Origin of the sequence: Dehalobacter sp. 12DCB1 (assembly GCF_004343605.1) — a bacterium.
Classification (GTDB): Bacteria; Bacillota; Desulfitobacteriia; order Desulfitobacteriales; family Syntrophobotulaceae; genus Dehalobacter.
In genome coordinates this window covers 306,921-333,772 of record NZ_POSF01000002.1, presented here as the reverse complement: position 1 = coordinate 333,772, position 26,852 = coordinate 306,921, and the positions used below count along the sequence as shown (strand labels likewise).

Sequence of the window (26,852 nt, the reverse complement as noted above, 5' to 3'; positions counted from 1 at the left end):
TTCATCTTCTTTCAATAACTGAAAGGGCCGTTGCCGAACGAATGGAAGTAAATTCGTCTGTAACGGCCCCATATATTTTCGGACCTGAAGAATCTCCAAGCGCTTGGAAATTCTTCAGGTCCGAAAATTATTTTGTATCGAAGATTCTTGCCGGAAGGCTTGACAACTTGTCATGCGATGTAAGTACGTATTTTCAAGCTTAAGGCGTAGATTTTTGCCGGCCGGATACCGGATGATTGTAAGTTAGGATTGGGATGTTGCCATCTTCCGGTAGCTCTCATAACGTTCAGCCGCATGTCGTTCCGCTAAGTGAAACATATCTTCTGCAATCTCGGGGAAAACATTTTTCAAAGAAGCATAACGGATCTCGCTTTCCAAAAATTCTTTAAAGTTCCCTTTAGGTTCTTTGGAATCGAGGATAAACGGGTTTTTACCCTGCTGCTTAAGATCCGGATTGTACCTGTAAAGATGCCAGTATCCTGCTTCGACCGCTTTTTTTTGCTGAGCCAGGCTCATCCCCATTCCGTTTTTAAGGCCATGATTGAAGCAAGTGGAATAGGCAATAACCAGGGACGGACCTCGATATCTTTCAGCCTCTGTAATCGCTTTGATTGTCTGAATCATATTCGCGCCCATCGCAATCTGAGCGACGTAAACATAACCATAGGACATCGCCATCATGCCAAGATCCTTTTTCCGGATCTTTTTGCCTGCGGCAGCAAACTTAGCAATCGCGGCCGTCGGGGTCGCTTTGGAGGACTGCCCGCCTGTATTGGAATAGACCTCCGTATCCATCACAAACAGGTTGACATCGTCCCCGCTGGCCAGGACATGATCGACACCGTTATAGCCGATATCATACGCCCAGCCGTCTCCGCCGATTGCCCAAACCGAGCGTTTGACGAGATAGTCCTTTCTCTTCAATATTTCACGGATAAGCGGATGACTCGGTGCAGCATTGCTGTTCAATGCCTGAAGCACTTTGGCGGAAGCGGTCAGCGACCTTTCCCCGTCCTGGTACGTATCGAGCCATTCTCTAAAAACGGTCTTAATTTCTTCGGAAAGTTCCATCGTTAAGGCTTCCTGCATCAGGGCGAAAATTCTCTCTCTGATCTGCAAAGCGCCAAGGTACATGCCGTATCCGTACTCCGCGTTATTTTCAAAAAGTGAATTGGCCCAAGCTGGCCCTCTGCCCTCGGCATTGGTCGTATACGGAATGGAAGGGTAACTTCCTCCCCAAATCGAGGAACAGCCTGTCGCATTGGCAATCATCATTCGTTCCCCAAAGAGCTGGGTCAGCAGTTTGATGTACGGCGTTTCCCCACAGCCCGGACAAGCGCCGTTAAACTCCAGGAGCGGACGGATAAACTGGCTTCCCTTCAAGATATAGCGGTCGATCCGGTCTTCCTTGGGCCGGATGGACAATGCATATTCCCAGTTTTCCGCTTCCATTTCGATTTCGTGCTCGGCCGGTTTCATGATTAATGCTTTTCCCGGAGCAGGACAAATGTCGGCACAGTTCATACAGCCCGTACAGTCCAGAGGCGCAATCTGTATACGGTAATGCAGGCCCTCCAGTCCTCTTCCGGTAGCTTCTTTCGTTTTAAATGTCTCCGGTGCCCGGTCCTTTTCCTGATCATCCAATAAAAAGGGCCGGACAGTTGCATGCGGACAAATATAGGAGCACTGATTACACTGTATGCATTTGTCAATCTGCCATTCCGGGATCTGGACTGCGATACCGCGCTTTTCATAGGCTGTTGTCCCCAAAGGCGTGGTCCCGTCTTCCATCCCCAGAAAGGTGCTGACAGGAAGCTCATCTCCTTCAGAACGTGCAATGGGCCGGTGAATTTTCTTGATAAACTCCGGCTCTTCTTTTCGTTCCGTTTTTTCGTCCTGAGCGTTTTCCCAGGAAGCAGGCGCTTCTATTCGGATAAGCCGGTTGATACCTTGGTCGACGGCAGCCTTATTCATATCGACGATCTTCTGCCCTTTCCGGGCGTAGGTTTTTTCTATCGAGCTTTTCAAGTACCGGACAGCATCTTCAATCGATATGACGTTCGCAAGCTTAAAGAATGCTGCCTGCATCACCATGTTGATCCGGCCGCCCAGCCCAATCTGGGAAGCAATATCAATTGCATCGATCACATAAAAATGGATGTTATTTTGAAAGATCGTTTTCTTCAGGTCCGCTGGAAGATGCTCTTCCAGTTCATCCACACTCTGCCATGGGCAGTTCAGAACGAAGGTACCGTTTTTTTTGATTCCTTTCAGGAGATCATAATGATAAATAAACGATTGATTGTGACAGGCAATGTAGTCTGCACTGAAGACTAAATAGCGCGATTTAATCGGTTTTGTGCCGAACCTGAGGTGGGAAACTGTTGTCCCTCCCGATTTCTTGCTGTCATATGAGAAATAGGCCTGGGCATAAAGGTCGGTATTGTCGCCTATAATCTTTACCGCCGATTTGTTTGCTCCGACAGTCCCATCGGAACCAAGCCCCCAGAACTTGCAGTTGATGGTCCCTTCCGGGGTTGTATCCAGCCATTCACCCTCCGGTAAGGAAGTATCGGAAACATCATCTACAATCCCGATGGTAAAATGATTCTTTGGTTTGTCCTGCTTCAGATTCTGGTATACCGCCAGGATCTGAGAAGGCGTTGTATCTTTGGATCCTAGCCCGTACCTCCCCCCCACGATAACCGGCTGATGGACTATTGGCTCCGGAGTCCCATCCGAGGTGTGCCTGAATAATTCCAGAATATCGAGGTAGAGCGGTTCGCCTAAAGCTCCCGGCTCCTTGGTACGGTCCAAAACCGCGATTTTTTTGACGGAAGCCGGGAGTACAGCAAAGAAATATTTTGCCGAGAATGGCCGGTAAAGATGAACGATCACCATCCCGACCTTCTCCCCTCTCTTCTGCAGAACGTCAATCGTCTCTTCAACCGTGTCACAGACTGATCCCATCGCCACAATGATATTTTCGGCATCCGGTGCTCCATAATAATTAAAAGGGTGATAGACCCGCCCCGAAATTTTTTCTATTTCCCGCAGATAGCCTTCTACAATATCCGGGACCTTCTCATAAAACGGATTGGAAACCTCCCTGAACTGAAAGTAGACATCCGGATTCTGCGTTGATCCTTTTACAACGGGGTGTTCAGGACATAAGGAATGATCCCTGAAATCCTGAAGCGCCTGATCGTCTACAATTTTTTGGATCGCTTCCTGTTCAATTAAGCTGATTTTTTGATACTCGTGCGACGTACGAAATCCGTCAAAGAAATGAAGAAACGGAATTCTGGATTGGATGGCGCTCAGATGAGCGACATATCCCAAATCCTGTGCTTCCTGGACATTGGTTGATGCCAAAAGCGCAAAACCTGTCTGCCTGCAGGCCATGACATCCTGATGGTCGCCGAAAATGGACAGCGCATGAGTTGCCAGTGCTCTGGCACTGACATGAAATACAGCTGGCAGCAGTTCCCCGGCAAGCTTGTACATATTCGGAATCATCAGCAGCAGACCCTGAGAAGCGGTGTATGTAGTCGTCAGCGCTCCTGAAGCGAGTGATCCGTGAACGGCTCCCGCAGCACCAGCCTCAGATTCCATTTCCACGACTTTTACAGGCTGACCGAAAATATTCTTTTTGCCGTGCGCCGACCATTCATCAATACCTTCGGCCATTGGAGATGACGGAGTGATCGGAAAGATGGCGGCAACTTCAGTCAGGGCATAGGACGCCAGTGCTGCAGCTTCATTGCCATCCATCGTGGCCGTTTTCATTGGCATCAAAAGACCTCCTTTAAGCTTAATCTTGATCCATATTTGTGATCTGTTATAAATTGATGACCCAGTACCTCGTCAACTCGGTACTTAGCTTTATGATCTATATTATTGATACTTTCCAGCGAAAAATGCACAGAAGTGCAAACCAGTCCATTTTGCAAAAAATTACAAAAAAATACTGCCAATAGTACGTTACTATTCGCAGTGTCTCAAGGCTTATCGTTAATCTTATTTTTGGTCTTTCATCAAATATTTTACCGAGGAATCTAATCCAGAAAATCCTCTAAATCTTCAATCGTCGCTTTCAGCGCCGTAATCCTTTGTTCCTGTACCGTAATAATATTATGCAGCGTTTTTTTGGCCTGAGTAACATCCTGCTCTTTTTTAGCCTTTCTGAGATCAACAACTTGCTGCTGAACGTCACCTAACTGGCCATCTATCTCAGCTTTATCTTCCTTGAGCGTTTGTAAAAAGTCTTTCAGCGGAGCAAGCAGGGCTTTCATCTGTTCATCGGTCAGATTCCCATTCTGTTGCCTAAGATCATTGATCTTGGCAACTGCGTTATTGCGAAGCTGAATCAATTGATTGCGCAAATGGATCGTCTCTGTTTTATTGGCACGGATTTCATCAAATAAGGGTTTGAGTTCCTTCTGCCATTGTTGGACAGTCTTGCTTTCGAAATTCTGTTTATTTGACGTGCCATCCGTTATTTTATCTGTCTTGGCAAAAACAAGCGCACTATTAAGGATTAAGCAAATACTCATAACAGCCAGTACCACAATTTTTATTCTTTTCATATTGCTTCCTCCCTACAATCATTTCAGATCATTTTCCTCAATATCATCCATTGCATTCACAGTGTTAATGATTTCATCAAGCTCTCTGGAAATTTCGTCTAATACAGCTTCTTTTTCTTCATCTGCCGACCGTGTTCCTGATTTTGCGACCACTGAAATTTCTTGATTATCAGATTCCTTATTTTCTGTACCGTCTATTTCCGCTCCATCGGTTCCTGCTTCATCAATTTCTACTCCATCACTTTGCACCTGATCGTCTTCGTTCGCGGGTTGCTGCCCTTCAGTCTGAACACCGTTTCGCGGCGCTTCAAAATTCTTCGACTGATCCGTTTGGCCCGAGCAGCTGCTCAGCATGATAACAAGGAAAAGAATTAGGAATGTTGTTAAGAACACTCTACCTTTCATCCCTACCCTCCTGGTACTTCAGGCAGGCAGACCATCGGTCTACAGCCTTATTTTACAGAAAAAATATCAAAGCAAAACAGATAAGTTGTAAATAATACGTAAAATTATGACCGTACTTTTTAAAATTCTATGTACTAGCCAGGGAAGAAAATCACAATCTCCGTTCCCTGCCCATCGGTGCTGGAAGCGCTAATTCTACCGCCATGCTTCTCAACCAGCATCTTGGTGATGTTAAGACCAAGACCGGTTCCGCCTTCCACCTCCTGCCGAGATCTATCTGCCCGGTAGAATCTCTCAAAAATAAATGGCAGATCTTGTAGTGCAATTCCCTGCCCGTTGTCCTGAACACTCAATTTAATCCCGCAGTCTTCCGGTGTTGCAGTCAGTTTGATTTTTCCGTTCTTTCCGGTATATTTTAGCGCATTATCCAGGATATTGATCATGATCTGTTTAAAACGCTGCTGATCCGCATAGATTTCCAGTCCGTCCGGACAATCCATCATCAGCTCTATGTTTTTAGGATTTTTTCTCATCCCTGTGTTTTCCAGAATCTCCTCCAGGGTATTCCGAACCAGGAAATACTTCCTGGCAAGCGTAATCTCCCCTGTCTGAATTTTCGCTGATTCCAGGATTTCACCTGTTAGCCCCATCAAACGGTTTGTTTCCGTTTTAATGATATTCAAATACTTTGGATAATCCTGAGGTTTCACCAATCCATCCAGCATTCCCTGGACAAAACCGTTGATCGATGTCAGCGGAGTTCTCAGATCGTGGGACACACTTGCCATAAAATCACGCCGCATATTTTCGGCCGTACTGATTTGGTTTTTCATATTATTGAAGGCTTTTGCCATCTTTTCCAGCTCATCACCTGAATGAACTGCCAAATCATTGATCTGCTCACCGGCAGCCAGCTGTATAGCTCCCTCTTCCATGATCTTCAACGGCCTTGTGATTTTAAGAGCTGTCAGATAAATCATGATACCGCTTAAGAAAATTGCTGCCAGCGCAGAACACCATATGATCATATTGATCTTTTGAATATAAGCATAAATTTCGTCAAGCGGAGCAAAAAACAGAACAGCTCCTTCAATCATGCTACCCTGGCCGTAGGGGACCCCTAGAAAGGCTACATCTGCGGCAAACCTGTCCGAGTATTGCTTTTTCCTGGAAATCTCCTTGCCCTGCAGGATACTTTTTAAATCTTCAAACAGGTATGCATCTAGCAGTTTCTTATCCAGTACCAGATTCTTATTCGCAAGAACCTCCTGATTCAGCCGGATTACATAAATCCGCGAACCCGTCATCGAACCCAGAATATCGAGTGAATCATTTAGTTCCGAATAGGTTATCTCAGCCTGCTCATACTTCCCGAGCAGCAGAACCGTTTCGTCTGCCGCAGCATGCATTTCTTGCTGCTTTTCCCCGAATACATAGTTATTAAACGCATAAGAGAGAAGAACGGCAATGATAGCCATCACCGCAATAATCAAGATCAGATAGGTAAAAAACAGTTTTGAGAAAATTGTTTTCTTAACCATCAATCTCCAGTTTGTATCCTACTCCCCAGACGGTACTGATCCGGCAATTAGGACAAATACCCTCCAGTTTTTCTCTGAGTTTATTGATGTGAACATCAACAGTCCGGGTATCTCCTTCATATGAATAGCCCCAGACTTTTTCCAGCAGCTGGTCTCTAGTAAAAACTATATTTCTGTTCTTGAGAAGGAAATACAGCAGCTGGATCTCTTTCGGCTTCAGTTCTATTTTTTCGCCTTCCAGTCTGGCCTCGTAACGGTTCATATCCACCTGGATATTTCCGATATTCAGAACATTGGTTTCGGCTTGTTGATCTGCTCTATCCTTCGTTTCATTTCCTTGAACGTTTTTTAGTCTGGCTTTGACCCTAGCCACCAGTTCTCTCGGTTCAAAAGGTTTCACAATATAATCATCGACGCCGAGTTCGAACCCTTGAATCTTATCTTCCATCAAATCACAGGCAGTCAGCATAATGATCGGAACAGAGCTGAGCTGTCTGATCATTTTACAGACTTCCCATCCGTTAATGACCGGCAGCATGATATCGAGAATCACTAAATCTGTTTTTTCTGTTCGCAGGACATCGAGCGCACTACTTCCATCATGAACCATATGAAGCTGGTATCCTTCATTCAAGAGATAAAGTTCCAACAGCTGGCAGATATTGTGATCATCATCAACGACAAGTATACTTATCATCCATCTTTCACCTCCGCACTCCGGAAAGGAAAAATAAATTAGCCCAATTAGACAAGACTATTATACCTGATGCTATTATATCAGTTTTTTTCCAATTCTGTCATGGGCTTTCAAATGAAAAGAGGATGCCAAATAACATCCTCTCTGATCAGACCTTATTTAAAATCAAAGTAAAAAAAGTAATTGCAATTCTTCTATTCAGCAGCAGCTTCGAATTCGTCTTTGGCCGCCCCGCACAAAGGACAAACCCAATTATCGGGCAGATCTTCAAAAGCTGTACCGGGAGCAATCCCCGCATCCGGATCTCCTTCAGCCGGATCATAAACATAACCGCATACCGTACATTCGTACTTTTGCATTCAAAGCGCCTCCTTTGTCAATTTTTTTCATTATAACCGGAGGTTTCCTTGAAAACAAGGGGCTTGCAGTTAAAATATTTATTGAATTTTCGCGGTTATACCGGGGGCATATTTAATATTCCAGGATATCCCTAATCCTTTCAAACCTTTTCAGTTCCTGTTGAGTTTTGGAAAGATGGGCATTCATCAATCGGTTAGCCAATTCATTATCCTTATTCTCAACAGCCTGAAAAATCTCTATATGTTCCTGATAAAGCATCTGTCTGTTTTCAAAATAATAGGTCCGCACCCACTGCTGATACGTCGATCGCAAAACCTGATCAGATATATCCAGAACGGTATTAATCATTCGTTCCAGAAGCGGATTTTTGCACATCCCAGCTAAAGCAAGATGAAAAGAGACATCATCCTTCTGAACATTTTTACCCTCAGGCAAATCCTGTTTCATCTTTTCAAACATCTCCCGCAAGAAGGCAATATCATTGTTATCCCTGTTTCGGGCAACGAGGTCAACGGCTTGGGTCTCCAGAGCAATGCAGACATCTAAAATTTTTTCAAAATCATTTTCCAGCAGAAAGATAAAACTTAGAGGTTCAATCACTGCATTGGATGGAGAACGTTTGACAAAAATTCCTTCTCCCTGCCGAATGTCGAGAATCCCTGTCAGGCTAAGTGCCGATAATGCCTCCCTGACTGAAGTTCTGCTTACTTCAAACTTTTCGGCAAGGATACTTTCCGTCGGAAGCTTATCACCCGGATTCAGCTGACCCTGAATCATAAAATTTTTGATCTGCTCAAGAATAATCTCTGTAGTTCTCCTGCTCTTAATCGGCTTGATATCCATGCCCATACTCCCTCACAGGTATCCAATAAAAATATAGTTGTACGATTGTATTATAACATATGACATTAAAATATGGGAAAGCGGATAATATCGGGCATCTTAAGCCAGACTATGGAAAAAAGAATCATGAGGTGATTGTATGTCATTATCTCCCCATCCAACGTATAAAAGAATTCTTATTGTAATGATGGCCCTCATGCTGTGTGCATCCTCCTTAAGCAATGCTGCCTTGGGAGACCGCAATCTTTCGCGCGGATCCCGCGGGCCGGAGGTAGCAGAACTCCAAAAAAGGCTGTCCATGCTAGGATATGTGGTCGGTTCGATTGACGGAATCTATGGACGTCAAACTGAAGCCAGGGTTCGTTTGTTTCAGAAAGAACACGGACTGAGCGCAGATGGTATAGCCGGAGTCAGAACCATACGCGAGCTCAAACGCTTAACCGGGGAAAGTGTGACAGTCGGTGGCACAGCGATTGGATATAAGAATTCGGATATTAATCTTTTAGCCCGTCTGGTCAGCGCTGAAGCCAAAGGAGAACCCTATCGCGGGCAAATTGCTGTTGCCTCCGTTGTGTTAAACCGTGTCCAAAGTTCCTCATTTCCAAATACGATTCCGGATGTTATTTATCAACCTGGTGCTTTTTCTCCAGTGGCAGACGGATCCATTTGGAATGAACCTATTCCTTCGGCCTATAACGCAGTATATGAAGCGTTACACGGGACAGACCCTGCCTACGGAGCATTGTTCTTTTTTAACCCTGCCAAAACAAGCAACAATTATATCTGGTCACGACCTCAAATTATTCAAATTGGCAAACATATCTTTTGTCGTTAGGAGGAAAATATGAAGAAAAGATTTTGGCCGTGGGCTTTAGCCGCAGGACTCGCGCTCTCTCTGATCTGGGGGGGAAATCAATTCCAAAGAGCTGAAAATTTAGACCTCGCTGCTGAAAACCAATATCAAAGATCTTTTGCCGACCTGGTGACCCATCTTGATGGTTTGGAAACTGCTCTGGCCAAAAGCAGGGCTGCAGGGACCCCGACCCAGCAGGTATTGTATTTAAGTCAATCCTGGCAGCAGAGTAAAACGGCTGTGAAGGATCTCTCTCTGCTGCCGTCAGATGATTACGGGTTAAATTATGTCGATCAGTTTCTGAATCAAATCGGCGAATATACCCATCTGATGACGCAGCAAATCGCCAAAGGCGAGCAGATGGATGCTTCTCAGGAAAAAACACTGACCAATATGCAGGAAAGACTTATTTCCGTTAACCGGACCGTTCAAGAACTTAATGTCAGTCTTAGTACAGGAAATATTTCCTGGATGAGTAAAAATAAGCGGAGTACTGCAACCAATCTTTCTAATACTGCCCCTGCCTCAGCCATTGGAGAAGAAGGCACTGCCACAGTCCCTGACTCAGTCAGCTCTGGGCTTGAGCAGCTCGATGCCGGCCTGCAGAAATATCCCCCCTATTCCTATGAGGGTCAGGCCGATACGCATTTTGTGTCGGAACCGCTTGGCCTTCCTGAAAAGACCGTAACAGAGGAAGAAGCAAAAGCTGCAGCCACTGATTTTTTGCAGACCCTTGGCTACACGAACGTTGATCCACAGTCTTCCGGCATCTCCAATGGTACTCTCAGCGTTTATGTTTTCAAATTTGACAGCACCACGGTCGACGTAGCCAAAAAAGGCGGGGTAATTACGTATTTTCGGGATGAAAGAGCGCTTGGTTTGCAGCGATTTGATGCAGACAATACAGCATCTCGGGCCTTGAAAACCTTACAAAATCTTGGATGGAAGAATCTTGTTCAAACTTCGGTCAATGATTTTGGTGGAATGATACAGCTGGACGCAGTTTTTGAAGAACAAGGCATTCGCGTCTATCCTGATAAAATCCGGTTGATTGTTGCCAAGGATAATGGCAGAATCACAGGTTATGATGCAACATCTTACTGGCTGTTTCACCACAAACGCACGCTTCTGCCGGAAATCACGGTCGATCAGGCCAAATCCCGTCTCCGCTCTGACGTCTCCATCCAGGAGTACAGGCTGACCGTCATATCCCTGCCCGGTTGGCCCGAAGCTTTCTGTTATGAATTCCGGGTAAAAAAAGGCGGGGAGGAATTTATAATCTACATCAATGCGGTCAGTGGGTACGAGGAAAAAATCCAACGTGTTATCCGGACTCCACGAGGGGAATATCTGGAATAACTAGTCGGTAAAACACTGGAAATACACCGTCAAAAAGGTTATAATCCTTGTATTAAAATATCCATAGAAATCCTGACAAAATGAAAGACGATACAGGATATTGATTCAGAGGTGTGTGGGGCATGTATGAAAAATGGCTGAAGCCATTGAGCAGCTGTGCGCTGTTTGACGGGATCGAGCCCAGCGAAATTCTAGGTATTCTTCATTGCATGGATATAAAGATCCATGATTATAAAAAGAATGAATGCCTAACCTTAGCTGGTGAAACGCTCTCCCAAATCGGTGTAGTTTTAAACGGGAATGTTTCCTCCACAAAAGAAACAGCTTCTGGGAACAGAGTTTTAATCAGTGTTCTTGGACCCGGAGAAATGTTCGGAGAAATGACCGCCTATTCCGGTACAAAATCCTGGCCCGTCACAGTCATCGCCCAATCGAACTGTACAGTGATGTTTTTTCCTCAAGACAAAATTGTTGGCTGCTGTGAGAAAGTATGTATCAGCCATAAGAAATTGATCATGAATATGCTGAAGGTCGTATCAAACAGGGCATTAATGCTCAATAAACAGGTAGAGTACCTTTCAATCAAGAGTCTTCGGGGCAAGATCAGCACCTACTTACTCGATGAGCACAAGAAGACAGGCCATCATACACTACAGTTAAACCTCAACCGGAATGATTTGGCCGATTTCATCAACGTATCCCGCCCTTCCCTTTCCCGTGAGCTCTGTAAAATGAGAGACGAAGGGATGATTGATTTCCACAGTACAACGGTTAAAATAAAAGATTATGAGGTTTTAAAAAAATTTAGCGAATAAAGTTGTTGATTTAAACGATACCTGAGGAGTGTTGTGATGACGAAGGACACCTTTGCAAGGACATTTGGCTTCGAGGATTATGGCCATATGCTTGCAAGTACAACGACTGTCTTTAAGGACAACGATACTGATACTTGCTGGAATATCACCAAACTCTCGCAGGATAGATTTCTTACCTGGGATGATGCTGAAATTGGGGACGACCGGGTTGAAGTATTCTCGACAGAAAATGAAGCCCAAGCTTATCTGAAACGGCTTCAAGACCGTCATTACGGCAGATGATGTCCCGGTCCTGAGGCAACTTGGTTGTTAGCGAGACTTTTACTTCGGTTAAAGTCTCTTTTTATTTTGCTTGTACGCAGAGAAACATTGTAAAAAGCAAACTTCGTTGTTAAAATGATTCTCTTATTGACACTTTCTTCGATAAACTATACGATTAAAATGGTTGGAAACGTAGGAGGATCAAAAAATATGAAATTTAAACAAATTTGTTCTGCCACCTTGATTACAGGACTATGTCTGATGCTTGTATCCGGGTGCAGTGCTCAACAAACTGCGACTATAAAAATTGGCGGTAATTTTGAGTTAACCGGAGAAATAGCCGCGTTTGGAATCAACGGCGAAAACGGAGCTAAGCTTGCCATTAAAGAAGCAAATGAAAAAGGCGGCGTACTTAAACGCCAAATTGAATACATCAGTACGGACAATCAGTCCAATGCTGCCGAATCAACCGCAGCGACCACCAAACTGGTTACGCAGGATAAAGTCATTGCGATCATCGGTCCGATGACGAATGCGGATACGCTTGCAGCAATCCCTGTCGTGTCCGCCAACAATGTGCTGCTGATTACGCCGACCAGTACAGACGAAAGCATTACCGTCGGCGATGCCGGGCTGAACAAATGGGTGTTCCGGAGCTGTTTTATCAACGCTTTTCAGGGAAAAATTGCTGCTTCCTATGCGCTGAACACACTGAATGCGTCCAAAGCTGCGCTGATAATCGATCAGAACGGCACCTTTGCCAAAAGTCTGGCAGCAGGCTTTCAGGATACTTTTGAAAAAGCGGGCAAACAAATTATCGCTTCCGAAGAATACACTTCCGGCCAGGATACAGATTTTCGGGTCATGCTTGCAGAAATCAAAACTCAAAATCCTGATGTGATCTTTATCCCCGGATGGGCCAATCAAGCCGGGGTGATTATCAAGCAGGCCCGTGAAATGGAGTTTGACACAGTCTTCCTTGGTGGTGATGGCTGGGGAACAGGGCCAATTACCGATATTGCCGGCAAAGCCGCATTGAGCAATGCTTATTATGTGGACCAGGTTGCTTTGGATGATCCGGCCCTAGCAGACTTTGCAGCTGCTTACAAAAAGGAATACGGTCAGGATGCTGATATGTTTGCCGCACTTGGTTACGACGCTGCGAACATGATTATCACCGCCATTGAGCAGGCGGACAGTATGGATACGGAAAAGATCAGAGAAGCCCTCGAGAACCTGACAGATTTTCGAGGAATCACCGGCACAATCACCGTGGATCCCGTAACCCATAATCCTGAGAAAAGTGCTGCCATCCTGAAGTTTGTGGAGGGCCAAAAGGTATTCGCAGCACGCGTGGATCTTCAATAAAGCAAATTCCCGAACGTATTAAACATAGGAGCAATGAAAGAAAGCAGTGTCTCTATTCTTTTATGCTTCTATTTTTATGTAATTCTGTTTCCTATTTATTTCAACAGTTGTGTTTAGCTTCCCTGTTTTCCAGTTATGTGCTAAAATGTTTAGATAGGTCTGATTAGATATTATAACGATTGCTTTTTGCATTTATTCATTAACATTTATTAAAATGAATAAATGATATGAAGCAGTTTTTGTCATAATAAAATAGGTAAACTCAATAAAAAAGGAGAATCATTGAACATGTCAAATTTCTTTGAAATAGGCCTCAGTAATGTACTGACCAAAGCTATTTCTGAAATGGGCTTTGAAGAGACCACCCCGATTCAGGAGAGAACGATCCCGCTTGCCCTGGAAGGCAAGGATATTATCGGGCAGGCCCAGACCGGAACAGGCAAGACAGCCGCTTTCGGAATTCCGATGATTGAGCGTATGAATCCTGACAGAGAAAGTATCAAAGCCCTTGTGGTCACACCAACTCGGGAACTGGCTATCCAGGTAGCTGAAGAATTGAACCGTATTGGTCAGTTTAAAGGTGTCCGGGCCCTGCCAATTTACGGCGGACAGGATATTGATCGGCAGATCCGGTCCCTACGAAATCGGCCGCAGATTATTGTGGGGACTCCCGGACGGCTGATGGACCATATGAGAAGAAGAACCATCCGTCTGCAGCAGGTTGAAACGGTTGTGCTTGATGAAGCAGACGAAATGCTCAGTATGGGTTTCGTGGAAGATATTGAAAACATTCTGAAGGAAGTTCCCGAACAAAGGCAAACGCTGCTGTTCTCGGCAACGATGCCAAAATCCATTCTGGATCTAGCCCAGCGCTTTATGCAGAGCCCGGAATTTATCAGTATGAAAACGAAAGAAATCGTTGTCCCTCAAATCGAGCAGTATTACGTGGAAGTCCAGGAAAAACAAAAGTTCGATGTACTTTGCCGCTTACTGGATATTCAGTCTCCTGATCTGGCCATTGTCTTTGGCCGGACAAAGCGGCGGGTCGATGAGCTGTTTGAGGCTTTAAGCAAAAGAGGATATTCCGCAGAGGGAATCCACGGCGACCTGACCCAGTCCAGACGCGATATGGTTATGAGGCATTTTAAAGAAGGCTTTACGGAAATTCTTGTAGCTACGGACGTTGCAGCCAGAGGTCTTGATATCAGCGGTGTGACGCACGTCTATAATTTTGACGTTCCCCAGGATCCCGAGAGCTATGTCCACAGAATCGGACGTACCGGCAGGGCCGGCAAAGGCGGACAGGCGATTACATTTGTTACTCCGAGAGAGATCGGCCATTTAAGGCTGATTGAGCAGGTCGCCAAAAGAAGAATTACGCGCAAGCCCTTGCCAACCTTTAATGACGTACTGGTCGGTCAGCAGCGCCTGACCATGGATAAAATTCTTAAAGCGGCCGAGGACGAAGATATTTTACGCTACAAGGAAATGGCGGAAGAATTGTTGGAGGACAACGATTCCATCACTTTGTTATCCGCTGCGCTGAAGCTGCTGACGAAGGAGCCAAGTACTGCTCCGATCGTGCTGACCGAGGAAGCGCCTTTGCGTAGTAGGCAGCCCCGCAGGTTTGACCAGCAGCAAGGATTCCACCGAAACCGTGATAACAGCAAATATCCTTCAAGGTTTCCGAAACGCAAATTCTAAACGCATACACCCATAGGATGGTCTACAACTTATAAACATTTTGGCAGCATTTAAAAAATCCTTTCCGTTTTTAGCGGGAAGGATTTTGCGATTGATGTCTCCAAAGCTTTGCATCATATTCTTCTATGGGAAACGTTTTCCCCTTATCTATGCGGATAATCTGATCCCCCAGCAATTCCGCTTCAGCAAGATCATGGGTAACCAAAACAAAAGGAATTTTCCACTGCTTCTGGATTTTCTTTAGTTCCTGCTGCAGCCCGCTTCTTGTTTCCTGATCAAGCGCCGATAATGGCTCATCAAGCAGCATGATCTCAGGTTCGGTCATTAATGCCCTGGCCAAAGCGACCCGTTGCTTTTCTCCTCCCGAAATATGCTGCGGATAACGGTTCTGGAGGTGAAGGATACCAAGCATCTCCATCATATCCTCAGCAGCCTGCGGTTTGGCATGACGCTTTTCCTTGCTTACCCCGTACAAGATATTCTTTCTGACCGACATATGAGGAAACAAGGCATACTCCTGGAATACGTATCCCACCCTTCTCTCTTTTGAAGGGCAATTAATTTTATTCTCCGAGAAGTAGACAATACGATCGTTGATTTGAATGATCCCCTGGGAAGGAGCTTTCAGTCCGGCCAGGCATTTTAAGATCGTTGTTTTTCCCGAGCCTGAGGGCCCAACAAGGACAAGTATTTCATTTTCAGCTTCTAATTCGGCCTCAAGCTCAAAATGGCGAAGCGTTAAATTAAATTTTGCCTTTAGCATCTTACTTACTCACTCCCCTCTTCCTGAATCAATCCTTTTTGCTGCCTTTTTGACCAACGGTTCAGCCAAAAGATTACCAAGAAACTGAACACCGTCATGATCGTAACCAGAATCATCGCCGTGACAGTATCCCCGCCTTCATTGGCCATATAAATCGCAATCGGCATGGTTTGCGTTTTTCCGGGAATATTGCCTGCGATCATTAGTGTGGCTCCGAATTCCCCCAGCGAACGCGCAAAGGATAGGATGAACCCCGAGACAATACCCGGCCAGGAAAGCGGGATTGTGATGGTAAGAAAAACGCGCAGCTCACCTGCGCCCAAGGTGCGGGCAGCATTCTCCAGCGTTTTGTCGACTCCCTCCATTGCAGCTTTCGTCGATTGATACATCATAGGGAATGACACTACAGCCGCAGCAATGACTGCTCCGGCCAGATTGAATACGACGCTGACATGAAAAACACCAGCCAGAAATTGACCTAAAGGCCCATTCTTACCGAACAGCCAAAGAAGAATAAAGCCAACAACCGAAGGAGGAAGAACCAGCGGCAGAGTGACAAAAGCCTCTACCAGATCCTTCCCCGGAAAATTTCGTCTGGCCATATGGCCGGCTAGAGGGATCCCCAACAAAACAACAATGATAACTGCTGCTATTGCAACCTTTAGAGATAAGATAATCGGTGTGTAGTCAAAGCCCATGAGCGTCTCTCCTGATCCGTACCAAACAAATATCTTAATCACATTACCCAATTAAACCAAATATGAAATACATGACAGCAGATTTTAAGCAATACTGCGTTAACGTACGCTCCTTTGCTGCTATAAATCTGTTTTCCATAATCCCCTAATTTTCGCATATTTATTCTTTATTTCGGGCAAGTATTATCATACCTATTATTTCGATATAAAACAACTAAAAAACAACTAAATATTTATCATGCTGTCAGCTTCCATTGAATATTGATGATTCTTTTTTATTTCATTATTTTGAAACCGTATTTCACAAAAATCTGTTGAGCATCGTCACTGCTTAAGTAATTTAAGAAATTCTTCGCTTCCGTCAGATTCTTGGTACCGGCAATTGCAGCCGCAGGATAAACAATGGCGCTATGGCTGTCAGCCGGTGCAACTGCAATAACTTTTACTTTATCGGATCCCTGAGCATCAGACTGATAGACAATACCTGCATCAACATTTCCGCTTTCCACGTATGTCAGTACTTGGGTGACATCTTTAGCCATCACGAATTTATCTTGAGCTTGCAGCGTGTTCCATAATTTCATTCTGGTTAAGGATTCCTGGGCGTATTTCCCTGCCGGCACACTTTCCGGGGTACCGATACTGATTTTATCGGCTTTGGCAAGATCTTGGAAACTGGTGATACTTTTGTTATCTTTTCCTGTGATCAGTACAAGATCATTTCCAAGCAGGTTCATCCGGGTCCCTTCCGCTAAAAGATTCCCTTTTTCCAATGCGTCCATTTGTTTTTTTCCTGCTGAAATAAATACATCCGTCGGTGCGCCCTGCTCAATCTGCTGCTGTAAAGAACCGGATGCGCCATAGTTAATTGTCAGATTAATCCCTGCGTTTCTTGTTTCATATTGTGTTTCTATTTCTGTCATGACATCTTTTAAACTGGCCGCTGCTGATGCAAGAATCTCTTTTTTCTCAACCGAAACAGTTTCTTTTTGTTCAGTACGATTTGCTGAACTGCCCGAGCTGCTACAGCCGACAAGTACCAAACACGCAACCAAAAGCATAACCAGAATTCCACCCATTTTCTTCATGAATTTTCCTCCTAAAAACAAATGATATGATCAATTTCTAGGTCTTCCCTTAACATGAACAAATACAAACCAGCTCTAGCTAACATAAATTATTATACAGTATATATTTTGGCGCTTCAATACCAATCTTAATCCAACGTAGACTAATATAAACGTTTTTACATAACCTAACATTCCATTGTTCCCTGTCTTATGCTATTGTTATATTACGTTAAAATGCGCCGAGTTTGTATAATAGGCAGACTCTTCCGTGTTTAGTATTGTTTTGTTCTTTTATTTTGAGTACTGTTTTGTCCTGTGATATAATGAAACAATATTATTTTAAAATTGAGGTGACTGGCATTGCTCGAAAGCACTTCTTATACCCCTGAAGAAGTAGCCCAGAAACTTAAAATATCCAAGTATACCGTCTATGAATTGATCAAACGCGGGGATCTTGCTGCATACCGGGTTGGACGTAAGGTAAGAGTAGAGGACATGGATATCGAAGCCTATATTCAGAAAAGCAAAGGTGCCTCAATGACGACTGACGCTTATACTTATCCATATCCAGTCTTAGAGCGTCCTTCAGAATCCGTCCGTTTTCCTGATGTCTCTATATCGGATACGGTCGTTATTTGCGGCCAAGATATCATACTGGATATTCTGACCCGTCACCTTTTGAAACAATACCCGAATATCAAATTCTTAAGAAGCTGTATCGGCAGCATTGATGGTCTGCTGGCACTCTACAGGGGTGAAGCCAACATTGCTACTGTCCATCTCTGGGACAGTGATGCTGATGATTATAATCTTCCTTATATCCGAAGACTTATGCCCGGACACCAGACAATCGTGATTAATCTGGTCTATCGCCAGGAAGGCTTTTATGTTTCCCGCGGCAATCCTAAAGATATTATATCCTGGAAAGACCTGACCAGACCGGACGTCCGGTTTATTAACCGCGAACGTGGGTCAGGAGCCCGAGTCTTGCTTGATGAAAAATTGCGCTTTGAGAGTCTCCCACATCACTTAATCAATGGCTACTACGATGAAGAAATGAGCCATATGGCCGTGGCCAGCAAAGTTGCGCGGGGGGAAGCCGATGTAGGGCTGGGTATTGAAAAAGCAGCTATGCAGGCGTCAGGGCTTGACTTTATTCCGTTGCAGACGGAAAGATATGACCTCGTGATACGCCAGGAAGACCTGAATAAACCGCACTTCCAGACCCTGCTGGCCATTATCCGTTCTGAGGCCTACCGCAAGGAAGTCAAGGGATTGGGCGGCTATGATGTCTCGCGGATGGGCGAAATGATGGAGTAGCCAAAGCATATAAACAAGCAGGATCGCGAAAGCGGCCCGCGAAAATATTATGTATATGCGGCTCTGTGGTGGCAATCAGCCGGTAAAAATTTCATCGTATAAAGTGAGAGGGGGCGCAACCGAAATAAAGATTTTATTTCGTTACGCCCCCTCCCCATGCTAATTATTTATGCTAATTCCTTCAAATATTGCAGACTTGCACAAAATACGTAAGCAAACTTTAGTGGTAGCAGCGTTAAGTAAACAGGAAGCCTAAGCGTTAAAACATTTCAACGGTTCATGGCCACGGATGGCCTAATGTCGTGGTGCCATGGATGGCAAGGAGCGACGACTTACATTAAGCCCAGAGGTTTTGAAATGTTAGCGTGGCTTCCTGTTTATAGCTGCGATAACGTGTGAGCGATGTATTTTGTGCGAGGCTGCAACAGCCCAAGAAAAAGTTTAAGACGCACTTCAAAATTCACTAGACAAATGTCGTATTATCACCGGCTACTCCAGCTGAATAGCCGCTCCGACTGTCCCCGGTCCTGTATGGGCACCTATTACGGCTCCAACCTGCGCAAACATCTCCGCCGGTTTTTGAAAAGCATTCTCCAGTTCTTCTTTCAAATATAGTCCTGCCTGGGGAGCTGATCCATGCGCAACGGCAAATTTGATATTTGTCCTTTTCCCAGCAAAGTCCTGAAATGCCTTGACGATGCTTTTTAAGGCCTTCTCTTGACTCCGGACTTTGCAAAAATTTTGGTAAATTCCGTCATTGCCTACCCGGATTACCGGTTTGATATTCAGCAGTGTCCCCATAAACCCTGATACCCTGCCAATTCTTCCGCCTTTTTGAAGATATTCCAGCGTATTTAGGGTAAAAAGCGTTTCAATGCTATTTCTGGCCTGTTGAAGCTTATCCAGAACTTGAACGGATCCCAAACCCTCTTTGATAGCTTGGGATGCCTCCATTACCATCAATCCCAGACCGAGGCTTATGGTCTTAGAATCCACAAGATGAACGGCACCTTTAATTTTTTCTTTAGCCAGATGGGCCGCGTTCAACGTACCGCTTAAGCCGGAAGAAATATGAATGGAAATCACCTCCTGATATTCTTCAAGAAGCATCGAGTATAAGGAAACAAACTGTTCCGGGGAAGGCTGAGAGGTTTTCGGAAGCTCTTCTTCCTGTTCTAGACACCGATAAAATTCTTTGGGGCTAATCTCTCCATCCACAAAACTTTTTTTCCCAAATAGAATTTTAAGAGGAATAACATGGGCCAGACACTTTTTTGATAGTTCATCCGGTAAATCCGCAGTGCTATCAGTGACCAAAGCAATTTTTTTCATACTTCATCCTACTTTCTCTCTTGAAACTTCTGACTTAAGTCGTTTACTGCGACGCTAATTCCACGTATACTGCATTGGATTTTTCTGAAGTATTCAGTCCATTCACCCATATTCTCAGGGTATCGCCTGCTTTTAAATCACTCAGATTAATACTGGTTTCCTGAGCGTCATCTGCACCTGCCATTCTACTGAAAATCGGCGTATCTTCAGCAATGACAATCGTATAGTTCATGCCGGTCACCTTATCATTCATTTCCCGTGCTGACGAAGCTTCTGCACTCGTATTTCCTTGTCCCGGAGCTGCTTTCTGTCTGCTTTGTGAAGAATCCAAAGATTGCAGTTCTGCGACGACCAGCTGTTTTTCACCCACACTGATCACTTTTCCGAGTAAATCCATCTGCCGGGTTGGCCGAACTCCCTCGGTCTGTGTACTTTCCATCTGCGCTGTTGACGTGTCGTCCGTTGCCGTCGAAGAAGCACTTGCCGAACACCCTGTTAACACAATCAGTAAGGTAACAAGTCCCACAACCAATAACTTCTTTTTCACTCACAAATTCCTCTTTTCTTGTTATTCCGCTAAATCTACCTCAAACCAAAACTCGACGCCATTTTCCACGTTTTGAACCCCATACGCATTACCATGCTGTTCCTGAATAGCCCGGACGATCGACAGGCCGAGACCTGTGCCGCCATAAGAACGAGTTCTTGCTTTGTCCACCTTATAAAAACTGGTCCAAATCTTATCCGAAGCTTCTTCAGGAATGGGAGTGCCGGAGTTGAAAACACTTACTCTGGCTTTTTGTCCTGTTTTTTCGAACTTGACTTTAATTTCTTTGCGCTGGTCTGCATGATTGATCGCATTGACCAGATAGTTCACAATGATTTGCTCAATCCTGTCGATATCGGCATTAACCATAAATTTATTCTGAATTTCTTTGGTCAGTTGAATATTTTTCTCTTTGATCAGCAGCATGTTCTTTCTGAGGACAAATTCAACCAGTTCGTTTAAGTCAAAATCAGTTTTTTCCAGTCGGGTGTAGCCCGCATCGATCTGCGATAACTCCAGAAGCTGTTTGACAAGCTTATTCATCTTAGCGCTTTCATCAATGATCACATTACAATAGAAGTCTTTATCCTCTTCACTTTCATTGACATTGACCTTAAGCCCCTCGGCATAGCCCTGAATCAATGCAATCGGCGTCTTTAGCTCATGTGAAACATTGGAAATAAACTCTTTCCTCATGTCGTCTATTTTTCTTTCTCTTTCGATATCCTCCATGAGCTTTTCGTTGGCCTGCCGAAGCTCATTGATCGATTTCTCCAATTGGGTGGAAAGCGAGTTAATGCTTGACCCAAGTTCACCAATTTCATCGTAGGTCTGCACCGGGTATTTTTTGCCAAAATCCAGTTTGACCATAGATTGAGCAATCTCATTCAGACGAAGAATCGGTTTGGTAAATCTGTCTGTGAAGAAAAATACGATCAAAACTCCGATAACCATAATAAACAAACCCGTAATAAGAGAAAACTTATTGGCAATTGCCGCACTTTCCTCGATCGCGACCACCGGAGTGTTCAGGTACAGATAGTCTCCATTATTTAACTGTCCAACCAGATTAATAAAATCGGAATTCAATCTGCGGTCGGTGGATTTAACAATCACAGGCTGCGTTGAATTCTGGGCATCTTTAAGGATCGAAATATCAGGAATGAACGCATAATCCGAGCCTCCAGGCTTTTTGAACGGCTCATGAAAAAATTCTTCTTCTTTTAATGAAGAAATATATTTGATATACATGGATGAATCAAGAATCGTAATGTTCAGGCCCTCGGTCCTCTCAATTTTCTCCAGATTGAGTAAAATATTGAACGGCTCGCCATCATAGATTTCATTGATCTCATGGTAGTACTCCTTCAAGGTGCTTTCCTTGTTCAAGTAGTAATACTTCGCAAGAAACTGGTCGTTTAAAAACCACGAAAGCAAAACATACAATAAGGTCAGACAACTTATGGCAGTAAATAGTTTTAATTTGATTGATGATTTCATTAGAATTACCTCAAATTCTGATTACCTCAAATCTGTATCCCAGTCCTCTGACGGTTTGAATAAAATCTCCTTTGATCCCTAATTTATACCTTAACCGTTTGATATGGGTGTCCACAGTTCTGGCGTCACCATAATAATCGTAATCCCAAACTGAATTCAGGATCTGTTCCCTTGATACAGCCAGGCTTTCATTATCTACTAGATATAAAAGCAGTTCATATTCCTTCGGGCTTAAATCTACCCGTTCTCCGTCAATACATACGACTCGCCTGTTTTTATCAATCTCCAGACCCTCAAAGTTTTTAACCCTAGCCTTCGGATCACTGGTTCTGCGAAGAAGGGCCCGAACCCGCGCGACCAGGATCAGCGGACTGAAAGGTTTGGTAATATATTCATCTGCACCCAGATCAAAACCGAACAGCTCATCCGATTCCTCAGATCTTGCCGTCAGCATGATGACCGGAATCTGGCCGCTCTTTCGGATTTCCCTACATACTGTCCATCCATCCGTCTCGGGCATCATAACATCCAGGATGGCCAGGCTGATATGCTGCCCGGAATGAATAATATTCAGGGCTTGTTTCCCATCTTCCGCTTCAATGACGGTATACCCTTCCTTTTTTAAAAAATCAGCAACCAGTTTCCTCATTCTAGCTTCATCGTCTGCAATGAGTATATTCCCTAGAGCCATTGCCTAACCCCCTTTAGTTTCCCCCCAACAGTCTATAATGCTATTTGTTTCAGGAGAGATTGATCCCTGGATGATATTTTAAGGAATAAATGTGTACGTTTCGTGAACGATCAATTAATATTCTGTGAAAGTTCATATCATTGAACCTGCATGGCTTATTGCGTTCTTGCCGACCCTTTTGGAGTGATACAGGCCAGCATCAGCGGTCTCAATTAGATTATGGGCTGTCGTGCCATCCTCCGGATAAGCAGCTAGTCCTATAGAAACCGAAATACCCGGCTCTTCACTGACTCTTTTTCTGAACCGTTCGGCGACAATCAGGGCATCCGTTATTTTGGTTTTCGGCAAAATGACCAGGAATTCATCTCCTCCATAACGACCAAGTATGTCAAATTCCCTGATATTTTCCTTGGCAATACTTACGACCTTTTTGAGGACCATGTCCCCGACAACATGTCCACGGTTATCATTGATGCTTTTAAAATTATCAATGTCAAAGAGCATGAGTGTGAATTCGCCTATCTTGGGATCATCAATCAGGTTTCCAAAATAATTCATGATCCCCTTTTTATTATACGCATCGACCAGCGGATCTCTCTGGACCATATTGAGCAAGTGTTCATTGTGCAATTCCATTTCCAGCATTTTTCTCTTTACTTCGTAGTTGATGGTCTTATTGATGTCTACAATCTTCTCTTCAGCGTTCGCCAATTTTAAACGATATGGCTCCTTTGATGTTTTTTGGATATAACAGTAAAACAGTAGGTACGCGGCAAACTGACAGAACGGAATCAGGAAAGAGGAATTGGTAGGAAATTCATATTGGAGCAGCTGTCCAGAACCCATAAATATGACTCCCCAGGTCAATGACATCTGCTTTTCGCCGAGAAATTGATGCATCAATACAATAATCCCGGCTGTCAGGACAACATCCGCACCGCTTAAGAATTCCGTTATCGTCAGAATAACCGGCAGGTGGTCGGCCTTCATGACTATGAAAAGTACCAAAAAGGGAAAAATTACGCTTAAAGCGGCAGATGCAGCGTAATTCTTCCACCGCCATGATAATATCAGTATAAACAACAAGCAGAGAAAAGCAAAATTTGTATGATGAAGCACTTTAATACGCAGTACCATGTCAGGATAGGCTATACTAAGCAGTGCTAATAGAAACGGCACAATAAAACTGAATCCAAAAAGAGCTGAAAAACTCTTTTCCTTGTTCATGGTAAATACAAATACCAAATTCAGAAAAGAAAAACATAAAATGATAATGACTGCAGCCTGATCATTTAAATAGGCATAGAACATTTTAATCCCTCAAATCTTTTTCTCGTCTGATTAACTGTAAAATTCGACATTTTCTTCTATATTCCTGTTTTCTTTTATTCCTGACGTTTTTTCATCGATACGGATATTTTGCCAGACTTCAGCAAATAGACTTTTTTGTCAAGATCAAATGAGGTAGAATAATACCAGTAATAATATGAGATGTTCCTAAAGGAGAAATGTGCGTGTTTTCGGAAAAAGTAGTCAATAATTTAAAGAATGCCTCCTGGATCAGAGCAATGTTTGAGGAAGGGGAAAGACTCACTAAAATTTATGGACGCGAAAACGTCTATGACTTCAGTTTGGGCAACCCCTTTTCTGAGCCGCCGGAAGAGGTCATAGAATCTCTAAAAAACTATGTCACCGGGAATTATAAAGGGATTCATAAATACATGAACAATGCCGGCTATCCCGAAGTCAGAGAAAAAATTGCCCGGTCGCTTCAGCATGACAGTGAAATCGAACTTACCCAAGATAATATTATCATGACGGTCGGCGCTGCCGGCGGACTGAATGTTGTACTGAAAGCGCTTCTGAATCCTGGTGAAGAGGTTATTATCTTCGCCCCCTATTTTGTTGAATATATGTTCTATACAGATAACCATGGTGGGAAACCAATCATTGTACCGCCGGACCGCCGGACACTCGAGCCAGACTTGGATGCCCTGGAAAAAGTGATTTCGCCTAAAACAAAGGCGATTATTATTAATACCCCAAACAATCCCACCGGCATTGTCTACAGCAAGGAGAAGCTGAAACAAATCAAAGAAGTCCTGCTAAAAAAACAAGATGAATATAAAACTGTTATCTATATTATTTCTGATCAGCCCTATGACCAGATTGTCTATGACGGGATGAAAATCCCGAACATCCTGTCCATTTTTGAAAACAGCATCATTGTTAATTCCTTCAGTAAATCGCTCGGCCTTGCCGGAGAAAGAATCGGATATATTGCAACGAGCAGCCAAATTAAAGACGCTGACGTGCTGAATAACGCTTTGAGCTTTTGTAACCGAACACTTGGGTTTGTCAATGCTCCCGGATTGTTCCAGAAAGTTGTCGGTGATTCCCTTGATGTCAAAACAGATGCCGCGGATTATCAAAAGAAAAGAGATTATTTATATGAGCATTTGACTGCACTTGGTTTTGAATGCGTCAAACCGCAGGGAGCCTTTTACCTTTTCCCGAAAGCACTGATCGAGGACGATGTTGAATTTGTCAAAAGGGCCGTTAAATATCATTTATTGCTTGTCCCCGGAAACGGATTTGGCTGTCCCGGTTATATCAGGATATCTTACTGCGTAAGTATGGATACCATCGTGAATTCCATTCCTGCGTTTGAAAAACTGGTGCAGGAATTCCGATCCTGATAGCTGATCGAAACGAGCTCCTGCAAAGGAATTGCTTTCGTATAAGCAACATAAGAAAAAACCTCGCATCTCAGAACGGTGCAAGGTTTTTTCTTATCTGATCGCTAAGGTCGGCTGCTCAGGATTTTAATTCTGTCAGTGTAACCTTAACGTCTTTTGTGTTCCCCTGACGGTAATAGGTAACGGTGACCGCATCTCCAACCTCAAATTTAAACAATTCATGGGTCATTTCAAGCGAACTGGTGATTTCAACGCCATTAACCTTGGTAATGACATCTCCGGCACGAATCCCAGCTTTATAGGCAGGTCCTTCAGTTGAAACCGCTGAAATATAGGCGCCAGCAGGCCATCCCTGCTGGGAAGCCCATTCAACAGTATACCGTTCGTCGATCGAGACCAGAATGCCTGGATGGGCAGCATAGCCCTTCTTAATCAGCTGTTGGATCGTCGGCCAGGCGTCCGTAATCGGAATCGCAAAGCCCATTCCTTCATAGCCGGTGTCTTGGTTTTTAGCTGCATTGATGCCAACGACCTTTCCATGATAATCTACCAGTGGTCCTCCGCTATTTCCGGGGTTGATCGCCGCATCGGTCTGAATTAGATTAAAACTTGCTTCTCCTTGCAGCTCCAGAAAACGGTTCGTCGCTGAAATCACACCCGTCGTCACAGAGCGGGCAAAATTTTCTCCACCTGGATTCCCAATCGCAACCACAGGTTCTCCGACTTGAAGCGTACTGGAATCTCCAAGACTGACTGCAGTCAGATTGTCGGCTGATATTTGAACAACGGCCAGATCTGTCCGCGCATCTCCTCCCACGAGTTTGCCTGTGATATTACGCCCATCAGCGAGACTTACGACCAGTTTCTCAGCACCTTCGATAACGTGATTGTTAGTCACAATAAGCCCTTTCTGCGCATCGATAATAAAGCCGGACCCGCTGGCTACTTCGGCAAGTTCACTTGACCGGCCAAATAGATTGCCGCCGCTCTGAAAATTGGCAATCCCCACGACAGCCGGACCTACTTTTTTCGATATCTCTACCACCGGATACGTGCTGCCACTGCTGTCTGCACTCGTCGAAGTATTCGCGACCGCCGGGGTTGTGGCGAGTGCATTTGTCTTAGCCGAACTGCCGCTCTGATTTTGGATACTCATGATTTCAGGATAGATTATTGGGGCCAAAGTGAGAGATGCCGTCCCACCAAGCAAGGCGCTGATGATCGCGACAATTGCAATAACCATGATCCCCGGTTTCTTTCTCCGCGGCTGCTCCCCATTATACGGATAGTCGTGATAAGCGTTATTGTCTTTATAATGGTTATCGTTGTTAAAGTCCACGTCATTCCCCACCTTTTAAATTAAATTTGCTTATGCAAAATAATCGGGTTACAGATTATTTATTATTATAATCATTATTTATGACAATTCTGTGAACT

At 44.3% G+C, this 26,852-nt stretch carries 24 protein-coding genes; 8 read left to right on the top strand and 16 right to left on the bottom strand.

What is annotated here, in order from left to right; all coding sequences use genetic code 11:
• Positions 1 to 243: 243 nt before the first annotated feature.
• From nifJ to C1I38_RS02115, 7 genes are all read right to left on the bottom strand, one after another.
• On the bottom strand, positions 244 to 3,795 hold the full coding sequence (gene nifJ / locus C1I38_RS02145) for a pyruvate:ferredoxin (flavodoxin) oxidoreductase (protein WP_119775722.1): 3,552 nt from the start codon (positions 3,793 to 3,795) through the stop codon (positions 244 to 246).
• Positions 3,796 to 4,058: 263 nt separating this feature from the next.
• Positions 4,059 to 4,589, bottom strand: coding sequence for a hypothetical protein (locus tag C1I38_RS02140; protein ID WP_119775720.1), 531 nt, complete (start codon positions 4,587 to 4,589; stop codon positions 4,059 to 4,061).
• An 18-nt stretch (positions 4,590 to 4,607) separates the two neighbouring features.
• On the bottom strand, positions 4,608 to 4,994 hold the full coding sequence (locus tag C1I38_RS02135) for a hypothetical protein (RefSeq protein ID WP_119775718.1): 387 nt from the start codon (positions 4,992 to 4,994) through the stop codon (positions 4,608 to 4,610).
• A gap of 134 nt (positions 4,995 to 5,128) precedes the next feature.
• On the bottom strand, positions 5,129 to 6,535 hold the full coding sequence (locus C1I38_RS02130; RefSeq protein WP_119775716.1) for a HAMP domain-containing sensor histidine kinase: 1,407 nt from the start codon (positions 6,533 to 6,535) through the stop codon (positions 5,129 to 5,131).
• The gene (locus tag C1I38_RS02125; protein WP_020492416.1) at positions 6,528 to 7,232 is read right to left on the bottom strand and encodes a response regulator transcription factor; all 705 of its coding nucleotides are present in this window, start codon (positions 7,230 to 7,232) and stop codon (positions 6,528 to 6,530) included. The genes C1I38_RS02130 and C1I38_RS02125 overlap by 8 nt, the downstream gene beginning before the upstream one ends.
• Positions 7,233 to 7,426: 194 nt before the next feature.
• Positions 7,427 to 7,591: a rubredoxin gene (gene rd / locus C1I38_RS02120; RefSeq protein WP_083916792.1), complete on the bottom strand. Its 165-nt coding sequence runs from the start codon at positions 7,589 to 7,591 to the stop codon at positions 7,427 to 7,429.
• A gap of 112 nt (positions 7,592 to 7,703) precedes the next feature.
• Complete coding sequence (locus C1I38_RS02115) at positions 7,704 to 8,435, bottom strand: FadR/GntR family transcriptional regulator (protein WP_119775714.1); 732 nt, start codon at positions 8,433 to 8,435, stop codon at positions 7,704 to 7,706.
• Positions 8,436 to 8,574: 139 nt separating this feature from the next.
• On the opposite strand from C1I38_RS02115, the gene sleB reads away from it, so the two are divergent.
• The 6 genes from sleB to C1I38_RS02085 all read left to right on the top strand — a co-directional run bounded on the left by sleB (position 8,575) and on the right by C1I38_RS02085 (position 14,795).
• Complete coding sequence (gene sleB / locus C1I38_RS02110; RefSeq protein WP_119775712.1) at positions 8,575 to 9,270, top strand: spore cortex-lytic enzyme; 696 nt, start codon at positions 8,575 to 8,577, stop codon at positions 9,268 to 9,270.
• A 9-nt stretch (positions 9,271 to 9,279) separates the two neighbouring features.
• A complete protein-coding gene (locus C1I38_RS02105; protein WP_119775710.1) occupies positions 9,280 to 10,647 on the top strand; it encodes a PepSY1/2 domain-containing protein in 1,368 nt (455 codons plus the stop codon).
• A 122-nt stretch (positions 10,648 to 10,769) separates the two neighbouring features.
• Positions 10,770 to 11,462 carry a Crp/Fnr family transcriptional regulator gene (locus C1I38_RS02100; RefSeq protein ID WP_119775708.1) on the top strand — a complete coding sequence of 231 codons (693 nt, stop codon included), beginning with the start codon at positions 10,770 to 10,772 and terminating at the stop codon, positions 11,460 to 11,462.
• A 36-nt stretch (positions 11,463 to 11,498) separates the two neighbouring features.
• The gene (locus tag C1I38_RS02095; protein WP_119775706.1) at positions 11,499 to 11,744 is read left to right on the top strand and encodes a hypothetical protein; all 246 of its coding nucleotides are present in this window, start codon (positions 11,499 to 11,501) and stop codon (positions 11,742 to 11,744) included.
• A gap of 189 nt (positions 11,745 to 11,933) precedes the next feature.
• A complete protein-coding gene (locus tag C1I38_RS02090) occupies positions 11,934 to 13,091 on the top strand; it encodes an ABC transporter substrate-binding protein (RefSeq protein ID WP_119775704.1) in 1,158 nt (385 codons plus the stop codon).
• A gap of 288 nt (positions 13,092 to 13,379) precedes the next feature.
• The gene (locus C1I38_RS02085; protein ID WP_119775702.1) at positions 13,380 to 14,795 is read left to right on the top strand and encodes a DEAD/DEAH box helicase; all 1,416 of its coding nucleotides are present in this window, start codon (positions 13,380 to 13,382) and stop codon (positions 14,793 to 14,795) included.
• Positions 14,796 to 14,865: 70 nt separating this feature from the next.
• On the opposite strand, the gene C1I38_RS02080 is transcribed toward C1I38_RS02085, so the two are convergent.
• The 3 genes from C1I38_RS02080 to modA all read right to left on the bottom strand — a co-directional run bounded on the left by C1I38_RS02080 (position 14,866) and on the right by modA (position 17,344).
• Complete coding sequence (locus C1I38_RS02080) at positions 14,866 to 15,558, bottom strand: ATP-binding cassette domain-containing protein (RefSeq protein WP_119775700.1); 693 nt, start codon at positions 15,556 to 15,558, stop codon at positions 14,866 to 14,868.
• A 5-nt stretch (positions 15,559 to 15,563) separates the two neighbouring features.
• Entirely contained in the window at positions 15,564 to 16,256 is a 693-nt protein-coding gene (modB, locus tag C1I38_RS02075; RefSeq protein WP_119775698.1) for a molybdate ABC transporter permease subunit, read from the bottom strand.
• A 275-nt stretch (positions 16,257 to 16,531) separates the two neighbouring features.
• Complete coding sequence (modA, locus tag C1I38_RS02070) at positions 16,532 to 17,344, bottom strand: molybdate ABC transporter substrate-binding protein (RefSeq protein ID WP_119775696.1); 813 nt, start codon at positions 17,342 to 17,344, stop codon at positions 16,532 to 16,534.
• Positions 17,345 to 17,686: 342 nt separating this feature from the next.
• On the opposite strand from modA, the gene C1I38_RS02065 reads away from it, so the two are divergent.
• The gene (locus tag C1I38_RS02065; protein WP_119775694.1) at positions 17,687 to 18,646 is read left to right on the top strand and encodes a helix-turn-helix transcriptional regulator; all 960 of its coding nucleotides are present in this window, start codon (positions 17,687 to 17,689) and stop codon (positions 18,644 to 18,646) included.
• 489 nt (positions 18,647 to 19,135) lie between these two features.
• Here C1I38_RS02065 and C1I38_RS02060 read toward each other — a convergent pair whose 3' ends face one another.
• The 5 genes from C1I38_RS02060 to C1I38_RS02040 form a co-directional block, all read right to left on the bottom strand.
• Positions 19,136 to 19,978, bottom strand: a complete 843-nt coding sequence (locus C1I38_RS02060; RefSeq protein WP_119775692.1) for a DegV family protein — start codon at positions 19,976 to 19,978, stop codon at positions 19,136 to 19,138.
• 43 nt (positions 19,979 to 20,021) lie between these two features.
• Complete coding sequence (locus tag C1I38_RS02055) at positions 20,022 to 20,525, bottom strand: hypothetical protein (protein ID WP_119775690.1); 504 nt, start codon at positions 20,523 to 20,525, stop codon at positions 20,022 to 20,024.
• A 21-nt stretch (positions 20,526 to 20,546) separates the two neighbouring features.
• A complete protein-coding gene (locus C1I38_RS02050; RefSeq protein ID WP_119775688.1) occupies positions 20,547 to 22,025 on the bottom strand; it encodes a HAMP domain-containing sensor histidine kinase in 1,479 nt (492 codons plus the stop codon).
• A 10-nt stretch (positions 22,026 to 22,035) separates the two neighbouring features.
• Positions 22,036 to 22,716: a response regulator transcription factor gene (locus C1I38_RS02045; protein WP_119775686.1), complete on the bottom strand. Its 681-nt coding sequence runs from the start codon at positions 22,714 to 22,716 to the stop codon at positions 22,036 to 22,038.
• A gap of 132 nt (positions 22,717 to 22,848) precedes the next feature.
• The gene (locus tag C1I38_RS02040) at positions 22,849 to 24,027 is read right to left on the bottom strand and encodes a GGDEF domain-containing protein (protein ID WP_119775684.1); all 1,179 of its coding nucleotides are present in this window, start codon (positions 24,025 to 24,027) and stop codon (positions 22,849 to 22,851) included.
• 203 nt (positions 24,028 to 24,230) lie between these two features.
• Here C1I38_RS02040 and C1I38_RS02035 point away from each other — a divergent pair, with 203 nt between their 5' ends.
• Entirely contained in the window at positions 24,231 to 25,415 is a 1,185-nt protein-coding gene (locus tag C1I38_RS02035; protein ID WP_119775682.1) for a pyridoxal phosphate-dependent aminotransferase, read from the top strand.
• A 118-nt stretch (positions 25,416 to 25,533) separates the two neighbouring features.
• On the opposite strand, the gene C1I38_RS02030 is transcribed toward C1I38_RS02035, so the two are convergent.
• Complete coding sequence (locus C1I38_RS02030; protein ID WP_119775680.1) at positions 25,534 to 26,754, bottom strand: trypsin-like peptidase domain-containing protein; 1,221 nt, start codon at positions 26,752 to 26,754, stop codon at positions 25,534 to 25,536.
• Between the last annotated feature and the right edge of the window lie 98 nt (positions 26,755 to 26,852).